We start from the raw sequence: 13,610 nt of genomic DNA on the forward strand, positions 1-13,610 counted from the left end.
ACGCAACGGCACAGGAGGTCGACGATGACCGTTCCCGGACCGGCCCGGCGGGACCGCTCCCCGGACGCCGACGGCGACGGGGGAGGGCTCGCCGAGTTCGGCTACAGCCAGACCCTCGACCGCAGCATCGGCAAGTTCGCCAGCTTCGCGGCCGGGATCAGCTACATCTCGATCCTGACCGGCACGTTCCAGCTGTTCTACTTCGGCTTCGGCACCGGCGGCGCGGCGTACTGGTGGTCCTGGCCGATGGTGTTCGCCGGCCAGTTCATGGTGGCGCTGTCGTTCGCCGAGCTGGCCGGGCGCTACCCGGTCGCCGGGTCGGTCTACAACTGGTCCAAGCAGCTGGCCGGGCCGACCGTGTCCTGGCTGGCCGGCTGGATGATGTTCACCGCCTCGGTGGTGTCGCTGTCGGCGGTCGCGCTGGCCGCGCAGCTGACGTTCCCGCAGATCTGGTCGGGCTTCCAGCTCGTCGGCGACGCCTCCGACGCGGGCGACGCCGCCGTCAACGGCGTGCTGCTCGGCGCGATCCTCATCGTGCTCACCACGGTGATCAACGCGGTCGGGGTGAAGCTGATGGCGCGGATCAACTCGACCGGGGTGTTCATCGAGCTGATCGCCGCCGTCGTCATCGTCGTGGCGTTGCTGCTGAGCATCCGCAACCCCGTCTCGGTGCTGTTCGAGACCCCGGCCCCGGCGGCGGGCGGCGGCGGGTACTTCGGCACGTTCCTCGTCGCGGCGCTCGCCTCGGCCTACGTGATGTACGGCTTCGACACCGCCAGCTCGCTCGGCGAGGAGACGGTCGACCCGCGGCGCACCGCACCGGCGGCGATCCTGCGCGCGGTCGTCGCGTCGTTCGTGCTCGGCGGGCTGATCCTGCTCGGCATCATCCTGGCCGCACCGGACCTGGCCGACCCGCGCCTGGGCAGCAAGGACGGCGGCGGGCAGCTCGTGCTGCTGGAGGTCGCCGGCGGCACGATCGGCCGGGTCTTCCTGATCACCATCAGCATCGCGGTGATCGTCTGCCTGCTCGCGGTGCACACCGCGGCGATCCGGCTGATGTTCGCGATGGCCCGCGACAACGCACTGCCCGCCGGCTCCGTGCTGGCGCGGATCGACCCGAAGCACAAGACGCCGGTGGTGCCGGCGATCGTCGTCGGGGTGGTCGCGATCCTGATCCTGGTCGCGAACGTCGGCGTGCCCGAGGTCTTCACCGCGGTCACCAGCGTCGCGATCATCATGATCTACATCGCGTACCTGCTGGTCACGGTGCCGATGCTGGTGCGGCGGCTGCGCGGGCAGTGGCCGGACGAGGGCCAGAAGGGGTACTTCTCGCTGGGGCGTCTCGGCCTGCCGGTGAACGTGCTGGCGGTGCTGTGGGGCGCGGCGATGGCGATCAACCTGGCCTGGCCGCGCGAGGAGGTCTACGGCACCGGGTGGCTGCGGTTCATCGCGTTCCTGTTCATCGGGGTCGTGGCGCTGGCCGGGCTGGCGTGGTTCCGGCTGCGCGGGCGCCACGGGCTGGGCTGTCTGCCCGAGCACCGGGCGAAGGAGATCGAGCAGGGCATGGGGGAGACGGCGTGACCGACCGGTTCGACTACATCGTGGTGGGGGGCGGCTCGGCGGGCTGCGCGCTCGCCGCGCGGCTCTCGGAGGACCCCGCGGCGCGGGTGCTGCTGCTGGAGGCCGGCCCGTCCGACGTCGGCGACCCGAACATCCTGCGGCTCACCGACTGGATGGCGCTGCTCGACTCCGGCTACGACTGGGACTACCCGGTCGAGCCGCAGGAGCGCGGCAACTCCCACATGCGCCACGCCCGGGCGAAGGTGCTCGGCGGCTGCGGCTCGCACAACTCCTGCATCGCCTTCTGGACCCCGCGCGAGGACCTCGACGAGTGGGCCGCGTCCGGCCTGACCGGCTGGTCCGCCGACGAGTGCTGGCCGCTGATCCGGCGCCTGGAGACCAACGACGGCGACTGGGACGGCCACGGCCGCTCCGGCCCGGTCAACCTCATGCAGATCCCCGCGAAGGACCCCTGCGGCGACGCCGTGCTGGCCGCCGCCGCGCAGGTCGGCATGCCGACGGTGCGGTTCAACGAGGGCCACACCGTCACCGACGGCGCCGGGTACTTCCAGATCAACTCCTTCCCCGACGGCACCCGCGCCTCGGCGTCGGTGTCCTACCTGCACCCGATCCTGGGCTCGCGCCCGAACCTGGAGGTGCGCACCGACTGCTGGGCCTCGCAGGTGCTGTTCGACGGCACCCGCGCCACCGGCGTCGAGTACCAGCGGGGGATCGGCCCGGGCCGCGAGACCGCGCACGCCGAGCGCGAGGTGATCCTCTCCGCGGGGGCGATCGACACCCCGAAGCTGCTGATGCTCTCGGGCATCGGCCCGGGGGAGCACCTGCGCGAGTTCGGCATCGAGGTCCGCTCGGACCTGCCCGGCGTCGGCTCGAACCTCGACGACCACGTCGAGGGCCTGGTCTTCTGGGACGCGGCGAAGCCGATGGTCACCGAGTCGACCCAGTGGTGGGAGATCGGGCTGTTCCAGCGCACCGACCCGGCCCTGGACCGGCCGGACCTGATGATGCACTACGGCTCGGTGCCGTTCGACATGAACACGCTGCGCTGGGGCTACCCGACCACCGACAACGGGTTCTGCCTCACCCCGAACGTCACCCGTGGCCGGTCCCGGGGGACCGTGCGGCTGCGCACCCGCGACTTCCGGGACCGGGCCCGGGTCGACCCGCGCTACTTCACCGACCCCGAGGGCCACGACATGCGGGTGATGACCGCGGGCATCCGGCTGGCCCGCCGCATCGCCGAGCAGCCGGAGCTGAAGGAGTGGATCGCCGCCGAGCTGGCGCCGGGCCCGGACGCCGTCACCGACGACGAGCTCGCCGACTACATCGGCAAGACCCACAACACCGTCTACCACCCGGCGTGCACGGCGCGGATGGGCACCGACGACGACCCGGGCGCCGTCCTGGACCCGCAGCTGCGGGTCCGCGGGGTGCAGGGCCTGCGGGTCGCCGACGCGTCGGCGATGCCGTTCCTGCCGGCGATCAACCCGAACATCACCACGATGATGATCGGGGAGAAGTGCTCGGACCTGGTGCGGGCCGCGCACGCCTGACCGGGCGCCTCACCCCTGCGCGGCGACCTCGACGTCGGCGTGCAGCGGGGTGTCGGTGACGGAGAACCCCAGGTGCAGGGTCCAGGTGCCGGGCTCGGTGGCCCAGGTGGCCCCGGCCCGGTGCCGGAACGCGCGCCGGGACACCGGGACGGTGACCGTCGTCGTGCCGGGGTCGGCGTCGACGACGGCCCACCCGGCCAGCCACCGGGCCGGGCGCTCGACGTCGCCCCCACGTCGTGAGAGGTAGGCCTGCACGACCTGGCGCCCGGTCCGGGTGCCGGTGTTGGTCAGCGTCACGGTGACCTCGACGCCGTCGGCGGACCAGGGGCCGGTCGTCGCGTCGTCGAGGGTCCAGGTCGTGTACCCGAGACCGTGGCCGAACGGGTACGCCGGCGTCTCGCCGTGCCGCAGCCAGTTGCGGTGCCCGATGTGGACGCCCTCGTCGTAGCGCAGGACCCCGCCGGCCGGGACGCCGGAGAGCACCGACCGCTCCTCGCCGGTCGCCGGCCAGGTGGTGGGCAGCCGCCCGCCCGGCTCCGCCGCGCCCAGCAGCACGTCGGCGAGGGCCTCGCCGAAGCGCTCCCCGCCGAACCAGCCGAGCAGGACCGCGGCGACCTCGTCGCGCCAGGGCAGCAGCACCGGTGAGCCGGAGTTCACGACGACCACCGTGCGCGGGTTCGCCGCGGCGACCGCCCGCACCAGGGCGTCCTGGTGCCCGGGCAGCGCCAGGGTGGACCGGTCGAAGCCCTCGCTCTCGATCCGGTCGTTCGTGCCCACCACGACGACGGCGACGTCGGACTCCCCGGCCAGCGCGGCCGCGGCGGCGATCTCGGCGTCCGGGTCGGCGACCACGGTCTCGGTCCCGACGGTGACGGCGACCAGCGCCATCCCGGCCTCCTGCCCGGAGGGGCGGAACCGCAGCACCAGGTCGACCGGCCCGTCGGTGGTGACCCCGGCGGTCACCGACGGCGCCTCGAAGATCGCCGCGCCGGGACCCTCGTCGCCGGTCAGGACGCCCTCGGTGTCGAGCACGGTGGTGCCGCCCGCGTCGAGCGTCAGGTGCCCGACGGCGGCCGCGCCGACCCGGTGCTCCCCGGCCGGGGCGTCCCAGCGCAGGGAGATCTCGACGTGGTCGGCGCCCTCGGGGATCTCGGGGCCCATCCAGATCAGCGAGGCGCCGAGGCGGTCCTCGGCGCGCAGCTCGGCGCCGTCGGCGTCGCGGAACACCGCGCGCAGCCCGGGACCGCCGGTGACCGGGTTGGTGATGCGGCCGGGGTCGAAGGGCTGGACACCCTCGGCGACCTGCGCGCCCAGCCGGTACCGGACGCGGTCCCCGCCGAGCACGGCACGCAGCCCCTCCAGCGGGGAGACGACGGCGGCCGGTCGCACGGTGGCGCTGCCGCCGCCCTGGATGCGGGCGAGCGCCGCGTTGTGGCCGAGCACCGCGACCGTGCCGAGGGTGGCGGCGTCCCACGGCAGCTCACCGGTGTTGCGGACCAGGACGCTGCCCGCGGCGGCGAGCTCCCGGGCGACGGTGGGCCCGTCCTCGGCGGCCGGGGCGGCGACGGGCGGGGCGCCCGCCCCGTCCAGCGCGCCGACCCGGGCGGCCAGGCGCAGCAGCCGGCGCACCTTCTCGTCCACCGTGGCCTCGGCGACCCGGCCGTCGCGGACGGCGGCGACGAGCCGCTCGCCCCAGACGCCCACCGGCCCGGGCATGACCAGGTGCTGCTCGGCGTTCGCCGAGGCCTCGGTGGTCCGGACCGCGCCCCAGTCGGACACGACCAGCCCGTCGAAGCCCCACTCGCCGGTCAGCGGCTCGGCGAGCAGCGGGTTCTCGCTCATCGTCGGCCCGTTGACGGCGTTGTAGGCGGACATGAGCGCCCAGGCCCCGGCCCGGGTGACGACCGGCTCGAAGGCCGCGAGGTACAGCTCGTGCAGGGTGCGCTCGTCGACCCGGTTGTCGACGGTGAAGCGCTCGGTCTCGGCGTCGTTGGCGACGTAGTGCTTCGGGGTCGCGGCGACGCCGTGGGACTGCAGCCCCGCCACGTAGGCCGCGGCGAGCTCCCCGGTCAGCAGCGGGTCCTCCGACAGCGACTCGAAGTGCCGGCCGCCGAACGGGCTGCGGTGCAGGTTGATCGTCGGGCCGAGGACGACGTCGGCGCCCTGGCGGCGGGCCTCCGCGCCCAGCGCCGAGCCGTAGCGGCGGGCCGCGGCCGGGTCCCAGGTCGCGCCCAGCGCCGTCGACGACGGCAGCGACAGCGACGGGGCCCGCTCGTCGAAGCTCTCCCCGCGCACCCCCGACGGGCCGTCGGACAGCACCATCCGGCGCAGCCCGATCGCGGGTTCGGCCGGGGTGGACCAGAAGTCGGCGCCGGTGAGGAGCCGGACCTTCGCGTCCAGGTCGAGCCGGGGGATGAGCGTGTCGATCAGGTCCTCGTCGTCGGCTGCCATGACCCCGACCGTACCGAGGGCCGGGGCTCAGCCGGGGTGGGTCAGCGCCCCGGGCAGCTCGCGCGCCGCCTCCAGCAGGCTCGGGCCGTACCAGGTCAGCAGCCGCCCGCTGACCAGCACCGACGGCGCGTCGAACGCCTCCGGGCCGTCCTCGGCGGTGAACAGGTACGGCTCGTCGGGCAGCACGACGAGGTCGTGGTCGGGCAGGTCGGCGGGGTCGAAGCGGGGGTAGCGCTCCGGGGAGCCGTCCAGGACGTTGACCACGCCGAGCCGGTCCAGCACGGCGCCGGTGAAGGTGTCCGAGCCGACCGCCATCCAGGGCCTGCGCCAGATCGGGACCACGGCGCGGCGACGGTCGCGGGCGGGCTCGACCGCGGCCCACAGCGCACGGGCCTCGCGCAGCCAGTCCGGCTCGTCCAGCCCGCACGCGGCGAGCATCCGGCCCAGCGAGGCGAGCCCGCCGTCGACGTCGCGGATGTCGGTCACGTACACCGGCAGGCCCGCGGCGCGCAGCGCGTCGAGGTCGGGCAGCCGGTTCTCCTCCTGGTTGGCGACGACCAGGTCCGGTGCCAGCGCGACGATCCGCTCGACGTCGGGGTTCTTCGTCCCCCGGATCCGTTCCGCGCCGAGGTCGCCGGGGTGGGTGCACCAGTCCGTCGCGCCGACCACGATGCCGGGCGCGGTCGCCTCCAGCGCCTCGGTCAGCGACGGCACGATCGACACGACCCGCCGCACGGTGCCCGTGATCGGGACCTCGCGGCCCTCGTCGTCGACCGGTGCCGCAGTCCGCGCAGTCATGGGGCCGACCGTAACCCGGCGCCCGCCGGTCAGCCGTGGTCGGGCAGACCGACCAGGGTGCGGCTGTAGGCGAGGTAGCGGACCGAGATCTGCTCGGGCGTCATGGGGCCGTCGGAGCGGTACCAGCTCGCGATGCCGACGAGCATCGTGACGACGGCCCGCGAGATGTCCGACGGGTCGGTCACCCGGATCCGGCCGGAGGCCGCCAGGCGCGTCACGGCGTCGTCGACGAGGGACTGGCAGGCGTTGCGGATGCCGGCGATCCGGCGGCGGTCGGCGTCGTCGAGACTGCGCATCTCGCTCGCGCCGATGAACGCCCAGTCCCGCCGGTAGGTGTGGAACAGCGTGAAGCAGTCGATCAGCAGGTCGAAGCGTTCCTCGGGGGTGTCGCCGTCGCGCAGGGAGGCCTCGCAGCGGGCGTGGAAGTCCTCCATGAGCATCGACATCAGCGCGACCAGCAGCGACTGCTTGCTCGGGTGGTGGTGGTAGAGCCCCGGCACCGAGAGCCCGGCCAGGTCGGCGATGTCGCGGACCGTCGTGCCGTGGTATCCGAGCGCGAGGAAGCAGCGTTGGGCGGCGTCGAGTGCCGGGGGGAGGCGCAGCGGCGGGAACTCGCGCCAGCCGCCGGGACGGGTGGGGTCGAACAGGCCGGCGGGGCCGCCGCCGTCGAGGACGCTGGCCACCTCCTCGCCCGCCGCGGAGTGCTCCAGGTCCGAGAGCTCCAGGCCGAGCACGGCGACGCAGCGCCGCAACCGGTCGGCGGTCAGCTTCCCGCGGCCGGTCTCGGCGCGGCTGAGCGTCGCGGCACTGACGCCGACCTCGGTCGCGAGGTCGGTCAGGGTGAGCCCGGCGCTCTTGCGCGCCCGGCGCAGGGTGCCGCCGAGGCTCTCGAGGGCCACGGCGTCAGGCACTGCACGCAACAGTGCGAGCGCTCCGTCGGTTGAACACAACACGAGAGTGGACCCGGTCACCGGCCACGTCAAGCGCCGGTCCCGCGACGCGCGGTGATCGACCGGGGCGAGCCCACCACATGCACGCCGATCCGGCACCTTTTGCACGACCCGGACTCCGGCGTGCGGCGACCCGCGGCAACGGCCGGACGGGCGCGTTTCGTGGTCGTCGCTCTGGCCGTTCTGCACGATTCAGCAGGTCAGAGTGTTGCGCCGGACGGTCGCGGTCCGGTGTGGACGGCCGGCGAAGTTCGGTGCAGACAGCTCTTGACGGGTGACCCAGGTCGCTCCTACGGTATGCGACGTCAACGGACCGAGCGAGTGTTCCGTAGGTTGAATGCATCAGAGGTGATGAGGATGGACCGGCAGGCCCGGGCGGTGCGCTACCACGGCGTCGGCGATCTCCGGATCGAGGACGTCGTCGTCCCGTCGCCGGTGTCCCACGAGGTCACGGTGCAGGTGGCCTACGCCGGCATCTGCGGGTCGGACCTCCACGAGTACTACGCGGCGCAGACGGTCACGCCCGTCGACCCGCACCCGCTGACCGGCGCGCGACTGCCGGTCGTGCTCGGGCACGAGTTCGCCGGCACCGTCGTCGAGACCGGGCCGGACGTCACCGCCGTCGCGGTGGGTGACCGGGTCGCGGTGCGCCCCACCTACAGCTGCGGGCACTGCCCGGCCTGCCGGCGCGGGCACCCCAACTCCTGCACCGACCTCGCCTTCCACGGCCTCAGCGCGCACGGCGGCGGCCTGTCGACCTACACCACCGTCACCGACTCCATGCTGTTCGCGCTTCCCGGCGCGGTCGGACTGCGCGAGGGAGCGCTCGTCGAGCCGCTGGCCGTGTCCCACCACGGCGTGGCGATGCTCCTCGACGCCGCACCGGCCGTCGCCTTCGTCGGCGGCGCCGGGCCCATCGGGCTCGGGGCGGTCGCCGCCCTGCGGGCCGGCGGGGTCGGGACCGTCGTGGTCGCCGAGCCGTCACCGGTGCGCCGCGACCTCGCCGCGAAGATGGGCGCCACCGACGTCTACGACCCGGCCGACCGCGACCTCGCCGACGTCCTCGCCGGCCGGGTGCTCGACGCGGCGGTCGAGGCGGCCGGGCGTGGTGACGTCGTCGCCGAGGCCGTCGCGAACCTCGGCCCGCGCGGCCGGCTGGTGCTGCTCGGCCTGCACGAGGCGCCGATGTCGTTCGACCCCACCTCGATGCTCTACCGCGAGGTGACCATGAGCGGTTCCTCGACCTACACCGACGACGACTTCCGCGCCGTCGTCGACCGGCTGGCCGACGGCACCTACCCGACCGGCGACTGGACCGAGGTCCGCCCGGTGGACGAGGTGCTCACCGCGTTCGCGGACCTGCGCGCCGGGACCGCCACCAAGATCCTGCTCGACCTGACCTGACCTGACCGACCCGACACCACCACCCGTACTCGACGAGGAGTCACGATGACGGACCTGACCATCAAGACCGAGGACATCACCCTCAACGACGCCCAGCAGCTCGACGACGTCGCGACCCGCTACCAGGTCGACGACATCTACGCCCCGGCCGACGAGAGCTACTCGCCCTGGATGTTCATCGAGGGCTCCGAGGGCATGTGGGCCCGCTACCTGTGGTTCGACGTCCGCCTCGGGCAGTGGGCCGCGATGGTCCGCTCCGACGGCCCGGGCGTGCTCGGCCGCCACCGGCACCGCTCCGGCGTGATGGCCTACACCGTCAGCGGCAGCTGGGGCTACGAGGAGTACGACTGGGAGGCCGGCCCCGGCGACGTCGTCCAGGAGAGCCCGGGCGTCATCCACACCCTGCGCAGCGTCAACCCCGACGGCTTCCTCGCCTTCTTCGTCATCAACGCCTCCATCGAGTGGTTCGACGAGAACGACAACGTGGTGCTGACCGAGGACGTCTTCTACAACATCAACCGCTACGAGCAGTACTGCCGGACGAAGGGCATCGAGGTCAACCCGGCCCTGTTCCGCCGGTGACCACCGGAGACCTCGCCGGCCGCACCGCGGTGGTGACCGGGGCGACGTCGGGCATCGGCCTGGCGATCGCCCGGCTGCTCGCCGAGCGCGGCGCCCGGGTGCACGGCGTCGGCCTCGGTGCCGGCGCCGTCACCGACGCCCCGCCCGGCGTGGAGCTGACCGAGCTCGACGTCACCGACCACGCGGTGGTGTCGGCGTTCTTCGACGGCCTGCCCGCGCTGGACCTGCTCGTCCCCGCCGCCGGGATGTCGCTCGGCGAGGCGGAGCACGACCCCGCCGGGTTCGCCACCGTGCTGGAGGTCAACCTGCGCGGCGTGCACGCCTGCTGCCGCGCCGCCGAGCCGCTGCTGTTCGCGGGCGGCGGCGCCGTCGTGCTGATCGCGTCGATGTACAGCTACTTCGGGTCCGCCGCCAGCCCCGCCTACGCCGCCAGCAAGGGCGGGATCGTCGCCCTGGCGAGGTCGCTGTGCCAGGTCTACGCCCCGCGCGGGGTGCGGGTGAACGCCGTCGCACCCGGCTGGATCGAGACCCCCCTGCTCGAACAGGCCCGTGAGGTCGCCCCCGCGGTGATCGCGGCGCTGGCCGAGCGCACCCCGCTGGCCCGTACCGGGCACCCCGCGGAGGTCGCCGAGGTCGTCGCCTTCCTCTGCTCGGACCGGGCGTCGTTCGTGACCGGCGCCGTGCTCCCGGTCGACGGCGGCTACCTTACCGTCTGACCGACCGCCCGCGGCACGCCCGCGCCGGTCGACCCCCTCCTCCCGCAGCGCGCGCACCCACCCCGGGTGCGCGCGCCGCCCCGGGCTGCCCCGATGCGGAGAAACCCACTCATGACCAGAACCTTCGTGACCGAGGACCTGACCGTGCGCTACGGCGGCCTCACCGCACTGCACGGCGTCTCGATCACGGTCGAGCCCGGCGAGTTCGCCGGGCTGATCGGCCCCAACGGCGCCGGCAAGACGACGTTCATCGACGCCGTCACCGGCTTCACCCCGGCCACCGGCCGGGTCACCCTCGGCGACGTCGCGATGCTGCCGCTCCCGGCGCACCGCCGGGTCGGCGCCGGGCTCAGCCGCACCTTCCAGAACCTGGAGCTGTTCGAGGACCTCACCGTCCGCGAGAACGTCCTCGTCGCGACCGAGCGGTCGCACTGGTGGTCACCGGTCGCCGAGTTCGTGCGGCCGGTGTCGTCGCGGCTGTCGGAGGTCGTCGAGGAGGTGCTCGACCTCGTCGGGCTCGCCGCGCACGTCGACGCCTACCCGCCGGACCTCTCGCTGTCGGCCCGCAAGCTGGTCAGCGTCGCCCGTGCCCTGGCGGGCCGCCCGTCGGTGCTGCTGCTCGACGAGCCCGCCGCGGGCCTCGACTCCGACGCGAGCCTCGCGCTGGGGGAGCAGCTGCGGCGGGTCGCCGCGAGCGGGGTCTCGGTGCTGCTGGTCGACCACGACATGGACCTGGTGCTGCGCACCTGCGAACGGATCAACGTGCTGGACTTCGGAAAGCTGATCGCGTCCGGACCGACCGCGCAGGTCCGCGAGGACCCCGCCGTCGTCGCCGCGTACCTGGGCCACGCCGACGACGCCGAGGCGATCGCATGACCGCCCCCGCCATCGAGTGCCGCTCGCTCGTCGCCGGGTACGCCGGCGTCCCGGTCCTGCGCGGGGTCGACCTGCACGTGCAGCCCGGCGAGGTCGTCGCGCTGCTGGGCGGCAACGGCGCCGGGAAGACCACCACCCTGCTCGCGCTGAGCGGGGTCCTCGTCCCGGAGTCGGGCCAGGTGCTCGCCGCGGGCGGGCCGGTGCACGCCGGGCGCCCGCACCGCCAGGCCCGCAACGGCGTCATGCTCGTCCCGGACGACCGCTCGGTCTTCGCCGACCTCACCACGCGGGAGAACCTGCACCTCGTCCGGCCGCGCGTGCGGCGCTCCCGCCGGGAGACCGAGGACGCGCTGCTGGAGCGGTTCCCGGCGCTGCGGCCCAAGCTCGGGGTGCGGGCCGGGCTGCTCTCGGGCGGCGAGCAGCAGATGCTCGCCGTCGGGCGGGCGCTGCTCACCGACCCCCGGGTGCTCATGATCGACGAGCTCAGCCTCGGCCTGGCCCCGCTGGTCGTGCGCGACATGCTCCCGACGATCCGGCGGATCGCCGCGGAGGCCGGCGTCGGCGTCCTGCTCGTCGAGCAGCACGTGGACCTCGTCCTCGCCCACTCCGACCGCGTCTACGTCCTCAACCGCGGGCGGGTGGTGCTCGAGGGCACGTCCGCCGAGCTCCGGTCCGACCGCGACCGGCTGCGCGCGAGCTACCTGGCCACGGAGGCCATCGCATGAGCGACATCCTGCTGTTCGCGATCCTCGGGACCGGCGCCGGCGCCGTCTACGCGCTGATCGCCCTGGGCATCGTGGTGATCCAGAAGGCCACCGGCGCCGTCAGCTTCGCCCACGGGGCGATCGCCGGCGTCGCGGCCATCTACTTCGGGGTCTCGACCAGCGAGGGCACCGCCCCCGCGGTCGCGGCCGTCACCGCCGTCGTCGCCGCCGGGGTCGGCGGGCTGCTGTTCCACCTGCTGGTGATGCGTCCGCTGCGGCACGCCCCGCTGCTGGCCAAGATCGTCACCACGCTCGGTCTGATGCTGGTCCTGCAGGGGCTGGCGACCCAGATCTGGAACGTCCCGACGGTCATCGCCCCGGCGATCTTCCTGACCGACACCGTGCAGATCTCGGGCATCAGCTTCGGGATCGACCGGCTGCTGCTGCTCGCCACCGCGGTGCTGCTGGCGACCGGGCTGTGGGCGCTCTACCGGTTCACCCGGTTCGGCACCGCCACCCGCGCCGCCGCCGAGAACGAGCGCGGCGCGGCGCTGCTGGGGTACTCCCCGGACGTCATCGGGGCGGCGAACTGGGCGCTGGGCTCGATGCTCGCCGCGCTCGCAGGGGTGCTGTTCGCGCCGATCACCGCGCTCAACATCGCCACCCTGAGCCTGCTCGTGGTGCCCGCGCTGGCCGCGGCGCTCGTCGGCCGGTTCACCTCGTTCGGGGTGACCGTCGGCGTCGCCGTGGGCATCGGGATGCTGCAGTCGATCCTCACCCGGTTCGTCACCCAGCCCGGCATCAACGACGCGCTGCCGTTCGTGATCATCGTGCTGGTCATGATCGTGTCCGGGCGCCTGATCCCCGGTCGCGGCGCCCGCGCCGTCGCCCGGCTGCCGCTGGCCCCGGCGGTGCACAGCAGGCTGCGGCCGCTGCTCGTCGTCGGCGGGCTGGCGGTGCTGGGGCTGGCCGTGCTGCCCGACACCCTGCGCGGCGGCATCACGACCTCGCTGGTCACCGTCATGATCGCGCTCTCGGTCGTGGTCGTCACCGGGTTCACCGGGCAGATCTCGCTGATGCAGATGGCCTTCGCCGGGATCGCGGCGTTCATGGTCTCCCGCGGCGCGGTCGAGCTCGGGCTGCCGTTCCCGCTGCCGATGCTGCTCGCGGTGCTCGTGGTGGTGCCGGTCGGCGTGCTGCTCGGTCTGCCCGCCATCCGGGTCCGCGGCATCAACCTGGCCGTGGTCACCCTCGGCGCCGCCGTCGCCGTGTCGAGCTTCGTGTTCGGCAACGTCGACTGGACCGGCGGCGCCGACGGCAGCCCGGTCCCCTCGCCGGACCTGTTCGGCCTCTCGCTCGACCCGGTCGTCCACCCGGTGCGGTTCGGCCTGTTCGCCACCGTGGTCACACTCGCCCTGCTGGCCGGGGTGATGAACGTGCGCCGCAGCGCCATCGGCCGCCGGATGCTGGCCGTGCGCGCCAACGAGCGCGCGGCGGCCGCGGTCGGCATCGACGTCGCCCGCACCAAGCTGCAGGCCTTCGCGCTGTCGGCGTTCATCGCCGCGGTCGGCGGCAGCGTGCTCGGCTACCAGCTCGGTGCCGTCGCGTTCACCCGCTTCGTCCCGCTGGCCTCGATCAGTGTGCTGGCCGTGGTCTACATCGGCGGCGTCGCCACCGTGTACGGGGCCGTGGCCGCCGGCGTCATCGTCAACGGCGGGATCCTCTACGTCCTGCTCAACTCCGTCCCCGGCATCTCCGCCTGGTGGATCGTCCTGTCCGGCGCGCTGCTGATCGTCAACGCGGTGCTGCAGCCGGACGGCATCGCGGTGGCACTCCGCGACCAGTACCGCTTCGTCCGCGACCGGCTCGGCCGGCCGGGGACACGGGCGCCCGAGCCGGTGGACCGCACCGGCGACGCCCCGGAACCGGCCGTCGCCGCCGCCGTCCGGTCCGACTGACCCTCCGGCGACCCCGGACCCGCCCGACCCACCCCAC

11 protein-coding genes are annotated in these 13,610 nt (G+C 74.0%); 8 read left to right on the forward strand and 3 right to left on the reverse strand.

The features are described 5' to 3' along the window. Window positions 1-24 precede the first annotated feature (24 nt). A complete protein-coding gene (locus KPL57_RS42490; RefSeq protein ID WP_226350874.1) occupies window positions 25-1,581 on the forward strand; it encodes an APC family permease in 1,557 nt (518 codons plus the stop codon). Beyond that, entirely contained in the window at window positions 1,578-3,134 is a 1,557-nt protein-coding gene (locus KPL57_RS42495; RefSeq protein ID WP_226356047.1) for a GMC family oxidoreductase, read from the forward strand. Before KPL57_RS42490 ends, KPL57_RS42495 begins: the two co-directional genes overlap by 4 nt. A 9-nt stretch (window positions 3,135-3,143) precedes the next feature. Here KPL57_RS42495 and KPL57_RS42500 read toward each other — a convergent pair whose 3' ends face one another. The 3 genes from KPL57_RS42500 to KPL57_RS42510 are packed head-to-tail and all read right to left on the reverse strand — an operon-like array spanning window position 3,144 to window position 7,294. Beyond that, window positions 3,144-5,585: a glycoside hydrolase family 3 C-terminal domain-containing protein gene (locus KPL57_RS42500; protein WP_226356048.1), complete on the reverse strand. Its 2,442-nt coding sequence runs from the start codon at window positions 5,583-5,585 to the stop codon at window positions 3,144-3,146. 27 nt (window positions 5,586-5,612) lie between these two features. Continuing rightward, window positions 5,613-6,383 carry a helical backbone metal receptor gene (locus KPL57_RS42505; RefSeq protein ID WP_226356049.1) on the reverse strand — a complete coding sequence of 257 codons (771 nt, stop codon included), beginning with the start codon at window positions 6,381-6,383 and terminating at the stop codon, window positions 5,613-5,615. A gap of 29 nt (window positions 6,384-6,412) precedes the next feature. Beyond that, on the reverse strand, window positions 6,413-7,294 hold the full coding sequence (locus tag KPL57_RS42510) for a TetR family transcriptional regulator (protein WP_226356050.1): 882 nt from the start codon (window positions 7,292-7,294) through the stop codon (window positions 6,413-6,415). A gap of 396 nt (window positions 7,295-7,690) precedes the next feature. Between KPL57_RS42510 and KPL57_RS42515 the strand changes: the two genes are divergently transcribed. The 6 genes from KPL57_RS42515 (at window position 7,691) to KPL57_RS42540 (ending at window position 13,573) form a co-directional block, all read left to right on the forward strand. After that, window positions 7,691-8,737 carry an alcohol dehydrogenase catalytic domain-containing protein gene (locus KPL57_RS42515; RefSeq protein WP_226356051.1) on the forward strand — a complete coding sequence of 349 codons (1,047 nt, stop codon included), beginning with the start codon at window positions 7,691-7,693 and terminating at the stop codon, window positions 8,735-8,737. Between the two features lie 45 nt (window positions 8,738-8,782). After that, window positions 8,783-9,319, forward strand: a complete 537-nt coding sequence (locus tag KPL57_RS42520; protein ID WP_226356052.1) for a 2,4'-dihydroxyacetophenone dioxygenase family protein — start codon at window positions 8,783-8,785, stop codon at window positions 9,317-9,319. Next, window positions 9,316-10,035 (forward strand): SDR family NAD(P)-dependent oxidoreductase, encoded by a 720-nt coding sequence (locus KPL57_RS42525; RefSeq protein ID WP_226356053.1) that lies wholly within the window; start codon window positions 9,316-9,318, stop codon window positions 10,033-10,035. Before KPL57_RS42520 ends, KPL57_RS42525 begins: the two co-directional genes overlap by 4 nt. 111 nt (window positions 10,036-10,146) lie before the next feature. After that, window positions 10,147-10,911, forward strand: coding sequence for an ABC transporter ATP-binding protein (locus KPL57_RS42530; protein ID WP_226356054.1), 765 nt, complete (start codon window positions 10,147-10,149; stop codon window positions 10,909-10,911). Beyond that, window positions 10,908-11,636, forward strand: coding sequence for an ABC transporter ATP-binding protein (locus KPL57_RS42535; RefSeq protein WP_226356055.1), 729 nt, complete (start codon window positions 10,908-10,910; stop codon window positions 11,634-11,636). Before KPL57_RS42530 ends, KPL57_RS42535 begins: the two co-directional genes overlap by 4 nt. Continuing rightward, on the forward strand, window positions 11,633-13,573 hold the full coding sequence (locus tag KPL57_RS42540; protein ID WP_226356056.1) for an ABC transporter permease: 1,941 nt from the start codon (window positions 11,633-11,635) through the stop codon (window positions 13,571-13,573). The genes KPL57_RS42535 and KPL57_RS42540 overlap by 4 nt, the downstream gene beginning before the upstream one ends. Window positions 13,574-13,610 lie beyond the last annotated feature (37 nt).

This window comes from Pseudonocardia sp. ICBG601 (assembly GCF_020496245.1).

Coding starts and splice junctions, on each gene's coding strand:
- KPL57_RS42490 (WP_226350874.1), top strand. CDS start 25: ATGACCGTTCCCGGACCGGCCCGGCGGGACCGCTCCCCGGACGCCGAC.
- KPL57_RS42500 (WP_226356048.1), bottom strand. CDS start 5,585: ATGGCAGCCGACGACGAGGACCTGATCGACACGCTCATCCCCCGGCTC.
- KPL57_RS42505 (WP_226356049.1), bottom strand. CDS start 6,383: ATGACTGCGCGGACTGCGGCACCGGTCGACGACGAGGGCCGCGAGGTC.
- KPL57_RS42515 (WP_226356051.1), top strand. CDS start 7,691: ATGGACCGGCAGGCCCGGGCGGTGCGCTACCACGGCGTCGGCGATCTC.
- KPL57_RS42520 (WP_226356052.1), top strand. CDS start 8,783: ATGACGGACCTGACCATCAAGACCGAGGACATCACCCTCAACGACGCC.
- KPL57_RS42530 (WP_226356054.1), top strand. CDS start 10,147: ATGACCAGAACCTTCGTGACCGAGGACCTGACCGTGCGCTACGGCGGC.
- KPL57_RS42535 (WP_226356055.1), top strand. CDS start 10,908: ATGACCGCCCCCGCCATCGAGTGCCGCTCGCTCGTCGCCGGGTACGCC.
- KPL57_RS42540 (WP_226356056.1), top strand. CDS start 11,633: ATGAGCGACATCCTGCTGTTCGCGATCCTCGGGACCGGCGCCGGCGCC.